The organism is Streptosporangium sp. NPDC000563 (assembly GCF_040299985.1).
GTDB lineage: Bacteria > Actinomycetota > Actinomycetes > Streptosporangiales > Streptosporangiaceae > Streptosporangium.
On sequence record NZ_JBEPDA010000002.1, the window covers coordinates 82,390 to 95,024 of the forward strand.

A 12,635-nucleotide genomic window follows, 5' to 3' on the forward strand; every position below is an offset into this window, starting at 1 on the left:
CCTCGGGGTGACGCGGGTTAGGGGCTGTGATTCCTAGCGTTCTGTCTGGTTCTTCAGACCGGACAGGAGGCTCGCATGTTCCGCCGTACGCTCGCCGTGGTCGCCGCCGCGGCGTTCGCCTACGTGACGGTTCCGCCGCCGGCGGGCGACCGGGTGGTGCAGGTCTACGGCGACCTCGGCACGGCCGAGCTCGTCGCGGTCATCGTTCCCGGCACCGACACCACGGCCGCCACCTTCGACGGCGGCCGGGCGAGGCCGTACAGCACGCCGGGGGGCGGGGCGCGGGCGTTGCTGGCCGAGGCGCGGGCGCTGGATCCGGGGGCGCGGCTCGCGGTGGTCGCCTGGCTCGGCTACGACAGCCCGGCGATGCTCAGCCTGCGCGCGGTGACCGGCGAGGCCGCGGAGCGGGGCGCGGTGGAGTTGCGGCGGTACGTCACCGGGGCACTCGGCGGGAAACGGGTCAGCCTGCTGTGTCACAGTTACGGATCGGTGGTGTGCGCCGGGGCCGTGCCCGGTTCCGGGGTCGCGGACACGGTCGTGTTCGGCAGCCCTGGGCTGGGCGTCTCGTCGGCCGCCGAGCTGGGCGGCACCCGGTTGTGGGCGGGCAGCGGCACCCGCGACTGGATACGTGAGGCGCCCAAGCTCAGGATCGGGCCGCTCGGATTCGGCCCCGACCCCGCCGGCCCGGCCTTCGGCGCCCGCCTGTTCGGTACCGGTTCCGCAGATCACAGCGAGTATCTCCGGCCGGGTGGCGAGTCTCTGCGCAACCTGGCCCTGATCGCGCTCGGCCGGGTCGGCGAGGTGTCCCGTGGCTAGCCTCGCGGCCCGGATCGGGGCGACCACCCCCGAGGGCAGGGATCGTGGGGTGGACGCGCTTCGGGCGCTCGCGATCGTGGGTGTGGTGCTGGGGCACTGGCTGGTGACGGCGTGGGATCGGGGCGCGGCGGGGGCCGTTCACCTGTCCAGTCCGCTCGCCCACCTGCCGGAGTTCACGCCGATGTCCTGGGTGTTGCAGACGCTGGCGGTGTTCTTCCTCGTCGGCGGCTACGCGGCGGCCCGCGGCCTCCGCTCGGCGGCCCGCGTCCCGGGGAGCCGCCCCCGAAAGGTGCATGGACCGGTGCCCCACGAACCGGAGATCCACAGACCGGAGACCCGCGGACCGGACTCCCCGTCGCACGCTGCGGATCCCGTGGCGGCGCGCGGTCCGCGTCGGGGGACGGCGAGCGGTGCGTACCCGTCGGGGAGCTGGGTGCGGGCCAGGATGGGGAGACTGCTGGGGCCGGTGGTGCCGCTGGTCCTGGTCTGGGCGGGGATCTCGGTGGGGATGGCGCTGCGCGGGTCCTCGGCGGGAACGATCAGGGTGATGGTGCTCCCGGCGATCGGGCCGCTGTGGTTCCTCGCCGTCTTCGCCCTGCTGACCGCGGCCACCCCGCTTCTCCTGCGCGCGCATCCGGTCTTCGTCGCCGCCGTGGCGTTCGCGGTCGTGCTCGGGGTGGACCTGGCCAGGTTCCGGTTCGGCGCCCCGGCCTGGACGGGATGGGCGAACCTGACGGCCGGGTGGCTGGTGCCGTACGCGCTGGGGATCGCCTGGGCGGGCGGGCTGCTCGCCTCGCGGCGGGTGGCCGCGGCGCTGCTGATCGGCGGCGTGGCCGGGGCCGCGCTGCTGGTCGGCGCGTTCGGGTATCCGGCGAGCATGGTGGGCGTGACCGGGGACGCGGCCTCCAACCTCAGCCCGCCCAGCCTGGCCGTGGTCTGCTTCGGACTCGCCCAGGTGGGGGTGGCGCTGCTCGTACGCGCGCCGCTGGCCCGGTTGATGCGGCGCCCCCGGTTGTGGGCGGTGGTCGCGCTGGCGAACCTGTCGGCGATGACGCTCTTCCTGTGGCATCAGAGCGCGGTGAGCGCGATCGCCGTCGCCGCCCTGCGTTTCGGCGACGTACCCGGCCTGCTGGCCACACCCGACGAGCCTGTCTGGTTGCTGCACCGGCTGGCCTGGATACCGGTGTTCGCGGCCGTTCTCGCGCTCGCCTGCCTTCCCGGATCAACTCGGGGGCGATTTAATGACAGGGTGTCGTCATCGGCTTGACGATGTGGCGCGATTTTTGTGACACTGTGTCATGAAAGTGTCCCTCGTCGCGGAGTGATCATGAGCGATTCGCCCTTCTCCGAAGTCCTCAGGAACGCCACCTGGGGTGACCACGAATCCGCCGAGGACGAGAGCTACCTCAAGGCCCTGATGGCGGGCCGCCTCAGCCCCGAGGCGTACGGCGAGATGGTCGCCCAGCACTACTTCGCCTACGTCGCCCTGGACGGCGCCTCGCGTTCGCTCGCCGAGGACCCCGTCGCGGCACCGTTCGTCCTCCCCGAGCTCTACCGGGAGGAGGCCCTGGTCCGCGATCTGGAGACGATCTACGGCTCCGGCTGGCGCTCCAGGATCGAGCCCTCCAAGCCGACCCTTACCCTGGTCGCCCGGATCAACCAGGTCGCCACCTGGCCCGCCGGCTACATCGCCCACCACTACACCCGCTACATGGGCGACCTGTCCGGCGGCCAGTTCATCCGGATGGAGCTGCAGAAGATCTACGGCTACCAGCCGGGGGGCGGCGTCGACTTCTACCTGTTCGACGAGATCGGCAGCCTGCCCCGGTTCAAGAACGAGTATCGGGCCCGGCTGGACGCGCTGCCCCTGGACGAGGCGGAGAAGCAGCGCCTGATCCGCGAGACCAAGCTCGCCTACCTGCTCAACACCGAGGTCCTGGGCGAGCTCGGCCGGGTGGCGAGGGCCGAGGTCGCCGCCTGAACCCGGCCCCTCCACGCCATCGGTGGACGCTCCGGCACGCATGTACCCGTGCCGGAGCGTTTCGCGGGTCGATGACCGGCTGATACCCGCTCTTGCTGGAGTACGGATGTCCCCGCGCCGGAGCGTTCACCCGTCCGGCGTCAATCCTCCGGTCCCGGAGAAAGTCCCGAGAGGCGTACGGCACTCAGAAGGCGTACGGCCCGAAACGCCCCCAGGCCACGAAGGCGGCCAGCAGGAGAAGGATCACGTTCATCACAAGCGCCGAATACTCGTTGCGCCTGACGTGCACGACGATGGCGCCGATCATCGTGATCACCAGGCCGGCGGCGGCGAGCGGGGTCAGCACGGGCAGGATGCCGGAGACGGCGGGCAGAACCAGCCCGATCCCGGCCAGCACCTCAAGCACACCGATGCCCTTGATCTGAGCGGCGGAGAAATCCTCCACCCATCCCCCCAGTTTGGGGATGAGCTCCTCGCGCGGCTGGGTGGCCTTGGTGAGACCCGCGATGAGAAACATCCCGGCGAGCAGGATCTGCACGGCCCAGAGGGCAATATTCATCAGGAACTCCGAAAACAGGTAAAGGCACGGCTTCGTTCGCCGCCACCGTAGCGCGGGCGCTGAAGGCGCCCGACCGGGGATCGGCCCAACCCTCGACGCCCGCCGCGCCTACCACGCCGGACCCACGTTCCCGCCCACTCCCGCCCTGCTCCACGGGGTTCCGATTCCGCCCCTGCCAGAAGGCGGGGTCTCCTCGGAGATATTCGATGACCCGCGTCTCGCCATGGACCCGGGCAACGCCCGACCCCGAAACGACCTGACAGCCGGGGACGGCATTGTGCGACCATGGGGCCATGCCCCGGATTTCGGCCGCGACCATCGGCGAGCACCGCGCCCAGACTCAGGATCGCATCCTGCGGGCCGTCTCGCGTCTCTCGCGTGACCAGGGCATCGACGCCATCTCCATGACCGACGTGGCGAGCGAGGCCGAGATCACCCGCACCGTGCTGTACAACTACTTCCCGGACAAGGCCGCGCTGCTGCTCGCCTTCACCGAGCGGGTGACGCACTACTTCATCGACAGCTACGAGCGGGAGCTGCCCGACCGGGCATCGCCCGCCGAGCGCCTGCGGGTCTTCGTCAGGCTCCAGCTCGACGGGTTGCTCGCCCACCCGCACCCCGGCCCCGCCGACCTGTCCGCGGCGCTCGGCCCCGACGCCTACCAGCGCCTGGCCGACCACGTCGAGCCGATGCAGCGCATCCTGACGGGCATCATCGAGAGCGGTGTGTCATCGGGTGACTTCCAGACCCCCGACGTGGCCGCCGCCGCCCGGATCATCCTCGCCGTCATCGGCGCCGAGCGGGTCCCGCTGCTCAGCGGTGAGGTGACGCCCGAGGAGGCCGAGAGGATCGTCTCGGGTTTCGTGCTCCGCGGCCTCGGTTGCCCGAGCGCCCCCGCCCCCGCCCCCGAGCCCGAGGACGGTATCTGAGCCGCAGAGTCCTCGTATCTCTCCGGGCTCCCCGGGCTCCCCGGGCTCCCCGGGCTCCCCGGGCTCCCCGGGCTCCCCGGGCTCCCCGGGCTCCCCGGGCTCCCCGGAACGGTATCCGACCTTCCCGGAGACCGCCGGACCCTCCGCTCAGCCCGGCGGCAGGAGGGCGGGAATGCGCTCAAGGACTCCCCCGGCGAAGACGTCGTACAGGCCGGTCGTCTCCAGGTGCACGTAGCCGATGTGGCAGTCGCACACCGCCACCGGGCACGCCGCGGCCCTCGGGGCGAACGTGCCGTCGTAGAGGTTGCCGAGCACGGCCGGGACGAAGTGGCAGCGCCGCACGGTGCCGTCGCCGTCGACGGAGATCACGCTGTCTCCGGTACGGCAGGGCAGGCCAGCGCTCCGGTGCGGGGTCCTGCTGTGCTGGAACAGCGGGTCGATCTCCGTCCAGGCGTCCGCCTCGTCGTCGGTGTAGACGGTGCCCTCCGCGGCGTTCACCCAGAGGTACACCTCCGGCGGCAGGTCGGCCCGGAGACGGCGAGCCTGGCCGAGGTGCTCGGGCAGGCCGACGACGCCGACGCTGAAGCGGACCCCCCGCTCGAGGAGGTCACGGCAGCGGCCGAGGAAACGCTGGTAGGTGACCTGTCCGGGGTGGTAGGTGACCCAGAGGGCGAGCGTGTCCAGGTCGGCCTCGGCCAGCCAGCCGGACCGGCAGCTGAAGTTGGTCTGGATGGCGACCCGCCGCACGTGGGGCAGGTGGCTCAGCTCGACCATCGCCCGGCGGTACCACGAGCGGACCAGGCCCTCGCCCCAGGGGGTGAACAGCACCGAGACCGGATGGTCTCGCCCGGCCACCCACGCGGTGAAGCGCTCCAGCGCCACCCGGTCCCGGCTCAGCTGCTCCGGGTTGTCACGCCGCTTGGCGAACGGGCAGTAGGGGCAGTCGTAGTCGCAACTCGCCAGCGGCCCCCGGTAGAGGATCGTCAACTCACCGTGCTCCCTGCCGGGCATCGCCGGACGGTCGCGCTCCCGGTCGAGGATCGTCAGATGATCGCGCTTCCGGCCGCCGGTGCGTGTCTCCCCCGCGCCTTCCCCATGCGGTGCGCTCGGTCCGCCCGGCTGTGTCCTCATCAGTCATCACCGATTCTCGTATCGGGCCATCAGCGCGCGGACCCTGCCGGAGAACAGGGCGGGGCCGATCGCGTCGGAGTGGGCCAGGCCCTCCGCGGTGAGCCGGAGCCATCCGGGCCCGGCACCCCCGGGCGGTGGGGCGTCGCGCTCCAGCAGGCCCCGCTCCGCCAGACGCTCCAACTCCTCGCCGAAGTGGGTCTCCACCTCGGCACCGAAGCGGTCTCGGTAGACGGCGCGATCGAGACCCTCCGCCTGGAGGAGCGACTGGATGAGGTGGCGGCGACGGCGATCGTCGTCGTCCAGCCGGAATCCCACGTTGGCGACCGCGAACTCCTCCGGGGCGAGACGCACGTAGTCGTCGATGATCGCACGCACCTGACCGGCGCCGACCGCGTACTCGTAGGAGTAGTGCAGGCCGGAGGTGTAGGAGCGGGCGCCGCAGCCGAGGCCGACCATGCCGTCGCTCTGGCAGGTGTATTCGGCCGGGCCGGCTCGTCCCGGCAGCCGGAACATCCGCATCGAGACCTGCTCGTACCCGGCGGCGAGCAGGTGGTCGCGGCCCTGGCGGTAGAGGGTGAGGCGGTGGTCGTCCCAGTCGCGGGCGCGGCGCCCGAGGCCGGTGAGCGGGCGGACGTACAGGGGGTAGAGGTAGATCTCCTCCGGCTTCCAGGCGAGCGCGGCGTCCAGTGAGTAACGCCAGGACTCCTCCGTCTGCCCGTCGATGCCATAGATCAGGTCGATGTTGAGCGCCTCGAACCCGGCCTCGCGGATCCGGCCGAGCGCCGTCTCGACCTCCCGCCGCCGCTGCGGTCTCACCGCCGCGCGCGCCTCGGCGTCGACGAAGCTCTGCACGCCGATCGAGACGCGGGTCGCGCCCCGCTCGGCGAGGACGGCGAGCCGCTCGGCCGTCGCGGTCGCCGGGGAGGTCTCCACCGACATCGGGACGGCCCGCAGGTCGGCGCCCGTGATCCGCTCGGTGAGGTCGAACATCCGGGTGAGCTCGGCGGCGCTCAGGTAGGTCGGCGTGCCGCCGCCGACGGCGGCCGCCGTGAAGCGGGGATCGTCCAGCGCGTCCCGTACGGCACCCGCCTGGCGTTCCAGCGCGTCGAGGTAGGCGGCGACGAGCTCCTCGGGGGCACCGGTCCTGGTGAACAGGTTGCAGAATCCGCAACGCATCTCGCAGAACGGGATGTGCAGGTAGAGGAAGAGGCGCCCGGTGGGCTCACCCGCCCACACCTCCGCCAGCGACGGCCGCGGCTCCAGCGGCCGATAGGCCGTCTTGTGCGGGTACGCGTAGACGTAGCCCTGGTACGGTCCCGCGCCGGTGGACGGGGACGAGGGCCGGGACGAAGAGGGAAGCAAGGGGAGCGCGGGAAGCGCAACCCGCCCGCCGCCCGCCGCCTCCGGCACCCGGCCGGAATCCGGAGTCACCGCCATCGCCCCCGCTCCATCGTGAACTCCCCGTAGGGCACGGTCCAGACGACCTCGTGGCCGATCCTGTGCCCGATGTATCCGTCTTCACCGTAAGCGGTGCCGTGATCGGAACAGACGATCGCGAACCCCGGCCGCCGCTCGCTCATCAGCGCGAACAGCCTGCCGATGTGCCGGTCGACGTATTCGAGGGCGGCGGCGTGGCTTTCGCGGCTGTCGCCGTGCTCGCGGGTGCCTTCCGGCAGGTGGAACCAGTTGGGCTGGTGCAGCGCCGAGACGTTGACGAACAGGAAGACCGGCCGGTCGGCTCCCGCCGCCGCCCGCTCCGCGCGGGCGATCTGCGCCTCGAACGAGGCGGGCGCGGTGACCCCGAACCCCGGCTCCCAGTGGCTCTCGGCGAACATCCCCGGCAGTGCGGACCCGAGCGGTGTCAGCTTGTTGAAGAACCCGACTCCCCCGACGCAGACCGTGTGATATCCCGCCTTCGCCAGTCCTGAAGGCAGGTCGGGGGCGTCGAACACCCAGGTGCCGGGGGTCGTGGTCTCGCTGCCGGGGAACGCGGCGGCGAACGGGCGCGGATGCGGTCCCGGCTCGGCGGGGGTCGGCAGGAAACCGGCGAGGATCGCGGCGTGCGCGGCGTAGGTGAAGCTGCCGGGGCTGTGCCGGCGCTCCCAGCGCCCGCCGGGAAGCGCCCGCGCCAGGGTGGGCAGCCGCCCGGCCGCCATCAGCTCCTCCGCCACGTCGTAGCGGAGGGTGTCGAGCGTGACCAGCAGCAGGTCGTGGCTGCCCACGATCTCGTTCATGTCACGCACCGGCTCTCCTCCCTCCGCTCCCCCTTCGAGGTTTCCGCTCTCCGGCCGAGACTCCGCGCTCCCGTCGAGACCTCTGTCCTCCCGCCTAGGGCGTGACGGGCGAGAATCGCGCGGACCTGGGCGCCGTAGGTGTCGAGCCCCTCGGCTCCGCCACCCGGCAGCCCCTCCAGCCCGGGAAGCAGGTCTCCAAACGCGTTCACCTCGGCCACCGCGAACTCCCGCCAGTCGACCCCGATCATCAGGTCGACCCCGACGGCGAGGCTCCCGGGGAAACGGGCCGCCGTCCGCGCGCATATCTCCAGGACCGTCTCCCACCCCCGAGGGCCGAGAGCGGCCTCGACGGCACCCAGATCACCCCGTACGCCACCGAGGTGGAGGTTCGTCATCGGGCTACGGCTCGCGCGGACGACCGCGTGGGTGGGCGTGCCGTCCACGACGACCACCCTCAGGTCGATCGCGCACCCTTCGAGGCTAGCCTTGGGGAACCAACGCTCGACGTGCAGGCCGTCCGCGGCCAGCAGGTCGACGATCGCCGCCACCTCGGTCTCGTCCTCGTAACACCTGACCCGCAGCGAGTTACGCAGCCCGCCGGAGACCCGCTCCGCCGAGGTCACCGCCCTCACCCGGCGCCCCCACGCGTGCAGGGCGACGACGCCGGAGGCCGACGAGCCGTGGGCCGGTTTGACGAACACCCGGCCCCAGCGGGCCTCACCCATCCGCTCGCGCAACTCGGCGTAGCCACCGATGGGCCCGGCGAGTGCCGGAGGCACCGGCACCCCGGCCGCCGACAGCCTGGCGTGACAGCGCCGCTTGTCGAACATCACCGAGACGTCCTCGACGTCGGCGAGCAGCGCGGCCCCCGGCGTCGCGGCCGCCGCCCGAAGGACCCTGGTGATCCCGGCGACGAACCCGGCGTACCAGCGGGCGCCCCCGCCGACCCTGGACGGCTCGCCGGGGCCGCGCAGCAGTGCGTCCGCCTCGGCGTCCTCCCCCGGCGAGTCGATCCTCACGAGCGTCCCCGGCGCGATCCGGATCTCCCCGCCGCGCAGCACGGACGTCCACGGCACGACGACGGGCTCGTCCAGCCCCTGCCGGACGCAGGCGTCGGCGAACATGGTCACCCGCCGGTCGCCCGGCGTGCCGACGACGGCGAGCGCCCTCACTCGGCGACCGCGACGTAGCGCCACTCGTCGTCGGGCTCCTGCTGGTCGGACACGTCGAGCCAGATGCCGGAGAACGTCGCGGTGAGGCGCTCGACCATGGCGTCGGTGAGGTAGTGGTGGTGCAGGTCCAGGCGCTTGAGATGGGTGAGGGACACCCCGGAGAGCAGGGCCTCGGCCCCCTCGTCGGTGAGCACCCCCATCGACAGGGAGAGCGACTCCAGCCGGGCCACGACGGGGGCGGAGGCGACGAGAGCCGCGACCTGATCCTGGATCTCGCTGTCCTGCAGCCCCAGGTGCCTGAGGGCGGGCAGCCGCTCACCGGACAGGATGTTCTCCAGGTCGGCCCCGGTGGTCTCACCGCCGTACTCACTCGTGCCGAGCCAGAGCTCCAGGTATTCGAGCGCGGGGAACTCGCTCATGCCGACCGCCCTGACCACGGAGGCGGGCAGCCCGCCCGTCTCGAAGCGCAGTATCCTGAGGTGCTCGTGCCTGACCGGCCGCAACTCCAGCCCCGTCCCGCCCCGGACCTCCAGCCGCTCCAGCAGCGGGAAGGACTCCAGCAGCGGGGTGACGTCGCTCTGCTGGATCCAGGAGATCTCGCACTCCTCCTGCGGCATCGCGGCGAAGAAGAGCGAGCGCAGGGCGGGGAAACGCTCCGCGTTCTCCGCCAGCAGCCGGATGGGCCCCGAGGCGTCCTTGTCGTAGGCGTCGGCCCAGCCACCGATGATGAGCGCCCTCACCTCGGTGGTGTCGACGGTCTCGGTGAAGCGCGCGAAGTGCTCCTCGAAGGTCTCCTTGGCGTCGTAGACGCGGACCGAGACACGCCACGCGGCCTCCCCCGCGCCGGGCATGGGGGCGCCCGGGGGGCGCAGGCCCACGATGGGCAGGCCCGCGTATTCTCCTCGGTAAAGACCGTCGACGTCGTCGTTGAACTCGCTGTAGTCCATCGGAGGCTCCCCGTCAGGCTCGACTGTGACAAGGACCGTCCTATCAGAGGCACGCGACACTTCGGGCCCCGCTCCCGGGGTCGCGGACGCGGTCGGACAGGTGCGGGAGGTCGGCGATGATGAGCGGCATGGACAACGGTCACATTCGCTTCACCTCAGCGACGGGTCGCTGGGTCCTCCTGACCACCGTACTCGGCTCCGGCATGGCCATGCTGGACGGTACGGTCGTCAACGTGGCCCTGCCCGCCCTCGGCGCCGATCTCGGCGCCGACATGGCGGGCCTGCAGTGGACGGTCAACGCCTACACCCTCACACTGGCGGGCCTGATCCTGCTGGGCGGATCGCTCGGCGACCGGTACGGCAGGCGCAAGGTCTTCCTGATCGGCGTCGTCTGGTTCGCCCTCGCCTCCGCCCTGTGCGGCCTCGCGCCCAACGTGGAGACGCTGATCGCCGCCCGTGCCCTGCAGGGCGCCGGCGGGGCGCTGCTCACCCCGGGATCCCTCGCCATCATCCAGGCGTCCTTCGACCGCGACGACCGGCCCAGGGCGATCGGGGCGTGGTCGGGCCTGGGCGGGGTGGCCGCGGCCATCGGCCCGCTGCTGGGCGGCTGGCTGGTGGAGACGGCCGGGTGGCGCTGGGTGTTCCTGATCAACCTGCCGCTCGCGGTCCTCGTCGTGGCGGTCGCCCTACGGCACGTCCCCGAGAGCAGGAACCCCTCTGCCACCGGAAGGTTCGACGTCCTGGGCGCGGCGCTCGCGGCGTTCGCGCTCGCCGGGATCACCTACGGCCTGATCGACCTCGCGATCGTCCCGATCGCGGTGGGCGTGCTGCTGGGCGCGGCGTTCGTCTGGCTGGAGATCAGGCGCTCGCCCGAGGCGCTCGTACCGGTCGAGGTCTTCTCATCGAGGGTGTTCAGCGCGGTCAACGTCGTCACCTTCATCATGTACGCCGCGATGGGCGTGGTGTTCTTCCTCCTCGTCGTCCAGTTGCAGGTCTCTGCGGGCTTCTCCCCGCTGGTGGCCGGGACCGCGATGATCCCGGTGACGATCCTGATGCTGCTGCTGTCGGCGCGGGCGGGTGAGCTGGCCAGGCGCCTGGGGCCCCGGCTGCCGATGACGGCCGGCATCCTGGTCTGCGCCGGCGCCCTGCTGCTGATGTCGCGGATCGGCCCCGGCTCGTCGTACGTGGTGGACGTGCTGCTTCCGGCGACCCTGTTCGGGCTGGGCCTGTCGGCCGCGGTCGCGCCGCTCACCGCGACGGTGCTCGCCACCGCCGCCGAACGCCACGCGGGGGTGGCGAGCGGCGTGAACAACGCCGTCGCCAGGACCGGCGGGCTGCTCGCGGTGGCCGCGATCCCCCCGCTCGCCGGGCTGACCGGCGACGCCTTCGCCTCCCCCGTGATCTTCACCGCGGGATTCCACACCACGATGCTGGTGAGCGCGGTGATGATGGGATTCGCGGCGCTGATCACCTTCCTCACCATCAGGGAGAACGTCCTCGTCCCGGACGAGCCGAAGCTGAGCTGCCCGGTGACGACTCCCCAGCCCGGCAAGTGACCGTGGCTCAGGAGCGCCTCAGAAGGTGAACGCCTGGCTGCGGACGCTGTTGTCGAAGTTGGACACCAGCAGCTCGGGCTCGCCGACCGAGCGGATCTCCGGCAGCCGGGTGAACAGCTCGCGGAACATCGCCCTGATCTCCTGCCTGGCGAGGTTCGCGCCCAGGCAGAAGTGCGGCCCCGGACCGCCGAAGCCCACGTGGGGCTTGGTGTCACGGGTGATGTCGAACCGGCCGGCGTCGGGGAAGACCGTCTCGTCGCGGTTCGCCGAACCGTAGAAGAGCACGACCTTGTCACCGGCCTTCAGGTGCAGGCCGCGCAGGTCGTAGTCCTCGGTGACGGTGCGGCGGAACTGCATGATGGGTGAGACGTAACGGACCATCTCCTCGATCGCGCCGCCGATGTGGGCGTCGAAGTCGTCCGCCAGCAGGCGTCGCTGCTCGGGATTGTCGGTCAGCAGCTTGATGCCGTGCGCCATGGTGTTGCGGGCCGTCTCGTTGCCCGCCACGAGCAGCAGCGTGAAGAACGATCCCAGCTCACGGTCGGTCAGTCTCTCGCCGTCGACGTTCGCGGTGACGAGCGCCGAGACGAGGTCGCCGCGCGGCGCCTGGGCACGTTCCTTGCCCAGGTTGATCACCAGCCGCTGCAGGGCGAGCAGCGCGAGCGTGTTCTGGGCGGCCATCCTCACGGTGTGCGCCAGGCTGGGCCGCACGCCGGAGTAGGCGGTGGAGATGTCGACGTGCTGGTGGACCTTGGCCCGCACGTCGTCGGGGACGCCCATCATGTCGCAGATGACGTGGATGGGAAGCTTGGCGGCCACCTGGCCGACGAAGTCACCGGGTCCTGCGGCCGTCACGTCGTCGACGATGCGCGCGCACGCGGCGTCGATGTCGCCCTGCAGACCGGCCAGCATCTTCGGGCTGAACGCGCGGGAGACGATGCGGCGCAGCCTGGCGTGCCGGGGGTCGTCCATGTTGACCATGGACTCGCCGAACACGTGCTTGACCCAGCCGGGCGGCTCGGGGCTGGTCACGCCGGGCTCGCTGGAGAACACCTTGGCGTTGCGGCTCGCCTCCACCACGTCGGCGTGGCGGACCAGTGCGTAGAAACCCTTGCCCGAGCGGAGCAGCGGGACCCGCTTCTCCTCGAAGAACACCGGCTTGTCGAGATCCCGAAGCCGCGCGAACGCCTCATGCCGCTCCTTGAGCGGCCGCCGCCAGAATCCCAGGTCGGCCAGGTCGATTTCCATGGCGTCAATCCTGGCATGTTCTTTACGCGTACCGGCCACGTGAATTTCATGTCCCGGTGGGC

General features: G+C 71.5%; 12 protein-coding genes. 5 read left to right on the top strand and 7 right to left on the bottom strand.

What is annotated here, in order from left to right:
• Nucleotides 1-75: 75 nt before the first annotated feature.
• From ABT352_RS08775 to ABT352_RS08785, 3 genes are read left to right on the top strand one after another with little or no spacing between them, the layout of a single operon-like run.
• Entirely contained in the window at nt 76-816 is a 741-nt protein-coding gene (locus tag ABT352_RS08775; RefSeq protein WP_350943679.1) for an alpha/beta hydrolase, read from the top strand.
• Nucleotides 809-2,083 carry an acyltransferase family protein gene (locus tag ABT352_RS08780; RefSeq protein WP_350943680.1) on the top strand — a complete coding sequence of 425 codons (1,275 nt, stop codon included), beginning with the start codon at nt 809-811 and terminating at the stop codon, nt 2,081-2,083. The genes ABT352_RS08775 and ABT352_RS08780 overlap by 8 nt, the downstream gene beginning before the upstream one ends.
• Nucleotides 2,084-2,143: 60 nt before the next feature.
• Entirely contained in the window at nt 2,144-2,797 is a 654-nt protein-coding gene (locus ABT352_RS08785) for a biliverdin-producing heme oxygenase (protein ID WP_350943681.1), read from the top strand.
• A 184-nt stretch (nt 2,798-2,981) separates the two neighbouring features.
• Here the strand turns inward: ABT352_RS08785 and ABT352_RS08790 are convergent, their stop codons facing one another.
• Nucleotides 2,982-3,356: a DoxX family protein gene (locus ABT352_RS08790; RefSeq protein ID WP_350943682.1), complete on the bottom strand. Its 375-nt coding sequence runs from the start codon at nt 3,354-3,356 to the stop codon at nt 2,982-2,984.
• A gap of 293 nt (nt 3,357-3,649) precedes the next feature.
• Here ABT352_RS08790 and ABT352_RS08795 point away from each other — a divergent pair, with 293 nt between their 5' ends.
• Nucleotides 3,650-4,285, top strand: coding sequence for a TetR/AcrR family transcriptional regulator (locus ABT352_RS08795; protein ID WP_350943684.1), 636 nt, complete (start codon nt 3,650-3,652; stop codon nt 4,283-4,285).
• A 147-nt stretch (nt 4,286-4,432) separates the two neighbouring features.
• On the opposite strand, the gene ABT352_RS08800 is transcribed toward ABT352_RS08795, so the two are convergent.
• From ABT352_RS08800 to ABT352_RS08820, 5 genes are all read right to left on the bottom strand, one after another.
• On the bottom strand, nt 4,433-5,296 hold the full coding sequence (locus ABT352_RS08800; RefSeq protein WP_350944238.1) for an STM4011 family radical SAM protein: 864 nt from the start codon (nt 5,294-5,296) through the stop codon (nt 4,433-4,435).
• 126 nt (nt 5,297-5,422) lie between these two features.
• Nucleotides 5,423-6,853 (bottom strand): STM4012 family radical SAM protein, encoded by a 1,431-nt coding sequence (locus tag ABT352_RS08805; RefSeq protein ID WP_350943685.1) that lies wholly within the window; start codon nt 6,851-6,853, stop codon nt 5,423-5,425.
• On the bottom strand, nt 6,844-7,650 hold the full coding sequence (locus ABT352_RS08810; RefSeq protein ID WP_350944240.1) for an STM4013/SEN3800 family hydrolase: 807 nt from the start codon (nt 7,648-7,650) through the stop codon (nt 6,844-6,846). Before ABT352_RS08810 ends, ABT352_RS08805 begins: the two co-directional genes overlap by 10 nt.
• Entirely contained in the window at nt 7,647-8,846 is a 1,200-nt protein-coding gene (locus ABT352_RS08815; RefSeq protein ID WP_350943687.1) for an STM4014 family protein, read from the bottom strand. Before ABT352_RS08815 ends, ABT352_RS08810 begins: the two co-directional genes overlap by 4 nt.
• Entirely contained in the window at nt 8,819-9,769 is a 951-nt protein-coding gene (locus ABT352_RS08820) for an STM4015 family protein (RefSeq protein WP_350943688.1), read from the bottom strand. Before ABT352_RS08820 ends, ABT352_RS08815 begins: the two co-directional genes overlap by 28 nt.
• 128 nt (nt 9,770-9,897) lie before the next feature.
• Here ABT352_RS08820 and ABT352_RS08825 point away from each other — a divergent pair, with 128 nt between their 5' ends.
• The gene (locus tag ABT352_RS08825; protein ID WP_350943690.1) at nt 9,898-11,325 is read left to right on the top strand and encodes an MFS transporter; all 1,428 of its coding nucleotides are present in this window, start codon (nt 9,898-9,900) and stop codon (nt 11,323-11,325) included.
• 18 nt (nt 11,326-11,343) lie between these two features.
• Here ABT352_RS08825 and ABT352_RS08830 read toward each other — a convergent pair whose 3' ends face one another.
• Nucleotides 11,344-12,573: a cytochrome P450 gene (locus ABT352_RS08830; RefSeq protein WP_350943692.1), complete on the bottom strand. Its 1,230-nt coding sequence runs from the start codon at nt 12,571-12,573 to the stop codon at nt 11,344-11,346.
• Nucleotides 12,574-12,635: the final 62 nt, after the last annotated feature.

Excerpts from the sequence above, each read along its gene's own strand:
- ABT352_RS08790 (WP_350943682.1), bottom strand. The coding sequence starts at position 3,356 with ATGAATATTGCCCTCTGGGCCGTGCAGATCCTGCTCGCCGGGATGTTT.
- ABT352_RS08825 (WP_350943690.1), top strand. The coding sequence starts at position 9,898 with ATGGACAACGGTCACATTCGCTTCACCTCAGCGACGGGTCGCTGGGTC.
- ABT352_RS08810 (WP_350944240.1), bottom strand. The coding sequence starts at position 7,650 with ATGAACGAGATCGTGGGCAGCCACGACCTGCTGCTGGTCACGCTCGAC.
- ABT352_RS08775 (WP_350943679.1), top strand. The coding sequence starts at position 76 with ATGTTCCGCCGTACGCTCGCCGTGGTCGCCGCCGCGGCGTTCGCCTAC.
- ABT352_RS08800 (WP_350944238.1), bottom strand. The coding sequence starts at position 5,296 with ATGCCCGGCAGGGAGCACGGTGAGTTGACGATCCTCTACCGGGGGCCG.
- ABT352_RS08830 (WP_350943692.1), bottom strand. The coding sequence starts at position 12,573 with ATGGAAATCGACCTGGCCGACCTGGGATTCTGGCGGCGGCCGCTCAAG.
- ABT352_RS08795 (WP_350943684.1), top strand. The coding sequence starts at position 3,650 with ATGCCCCGGATTTCGGCCGCGACCATCGGCGAGCACCGCGCCCAGACT.
- ABT352_RS08805 (WP_350943685.1), bottom strand. The coding sequence starts at position 6,853 with ATGGCGGTGACTCCGGATTCCGGCCGGGTGCCGGAGGCGGCGGGCGGC.
- ABT352_RS08820 (WP_350943688.1), bottom strand. The coding sequence starts at position 9,769 with ATGGACTACAGCGAGTTCAACGACGACGTCGACGGTCTTTACCGAGGA.
- ABT352_RS08785 (WP_350943681.1), top strand. The coding sequence starts at position 2,144 with ATGAGCGATTCGCCCTTCTCCGAAGTCCTCAGGAACGCCACCTGGGGT.